The organism is Paracoccus sp. DMF, assembly GCF_004407025.1.
Lineage (GTDB): Bacteria > Pseudomonadota > Alphaproteobacteria > Rhodobacterales > Rhodobacteraceae > Paracoccus > Paracoccus aminovorans_B.
In genome coordinates, this window is sequence record NZ_SOKV02000142.1 from 1 (window position 1) to 1225 (window position 1225).

Consider the following 1225-nt stretch of genomic DNA (forward strand, 5'->3'; position numbering starts at 1 on the left):
CTCACATGCCCTTGTACAGCGGGAATTTCGCGCAAAGCGCCTCGACCTCGGCCTTGACGCGGGCCTCGACCTCGGCGTTGCCGGCCTCGCCGTTCGACGCGAGCCCGTCCACCACCTCGACGATCCAGCGCGCGATCTGGCGGAACTCCGCCTCGCCAAAGCCGCGCGTGGTGCCGGCCGGCGCGCCCAGGCGCACGCCCGAGGTCACGAAGGGCTTCTCCGGATCGAAGGGCACGCCGTTCTTGTTGCAGGTGATATGCGCGCGACCCAGCGCCGCCTCGGTCGCCTTGCCGGTCACGCCCTTGGGACGCAGGTCCGCCAGGCACAGGTGGTTGTCGGTGCCGCCCGAGACGATGTCGATGCCGCCCTTCATCAGCTCGTCGGCCATGGCCTGCGCGTTCTTCACCACCTGGGCCGCGTAATCGCGAAAGCCCGGGCGCAGCGCCTCGCCGAAGGCCACCGCCTTGGCCGCGATCACATGCATCAAGGGGCCGCCCTGAAGGCCGGGGAACACCGCCGAGTTGATCTTCTTCGCGATCTCGGCGTCGTTGGTCAGCACCATGCCGCCGCGCGGGCCGCGCAGGGATTTATGCGTCGTCGTGGTCACGACATGGGCATGCGGCAAGGGCGAGGGATGCTGGCCGCCCGCGACCAGGCCGGCGATATGGGCCATGTCGACCATCAGATAGGCGCCGACCTCGTCGGCGATCTTGCGGAACTCGGCCCAGTCCCAGATGCGGCTGTAGGCGGTGCCGCCGGCGACGATCAGCTTGGGCTTGTGCTCATGCGCCTTTTTCCGCACATCCTCCATGTCCAGAAGCTGGTCCTGCTGGCGCACGCCGTAGCTGACGACGTTGAACCACTTGCCCGACATGTTGACCGGCGAGCCATGCGTCAGGTGGCCGCCCGAATTCAGGTCGAGCCCCATGAAGGTGTCGCCCGGGCTGAGCAGCGCTAGGAACACGGCCTGGTTCATCTGCGACCCCGAGTTCGGCTGCACATTGGCGAAGCCGCAGTCGAACAGTTCCTTGGCGCGCTCGATCGCCAGGTCCTCGACGATGTCGACATATTGGCAGCCACCGTAGTAGCGCTTGCCGGGGTAGCCCTCGGCGTATTTGTTTGTCAGGACCGAGCCCTGCGCCTCGAGCACCGCCTTCGAGACGATGTTCTCGGACGCGATCAGCTCGATCTCGTCGCGCTGCCGGCCAAGCTCCTGACGGATCGC

General features: G+C 67.0%; 1 protein-coding gene. It reads right to left on the reverse strand.

What is annotated here, in order from left to right; all coding sequences use genetic code 11:
* Nucleotide 1: 1 nt before the first annotated feature.
* The coding region (gene glyA, locus E3D03_RS20810; protein ID WP_263568529.1) for a serine hydroxymethyltransferase at nucleotides 2–1225 on the reverse strand (1224 nt) is incomplete at its 5' end.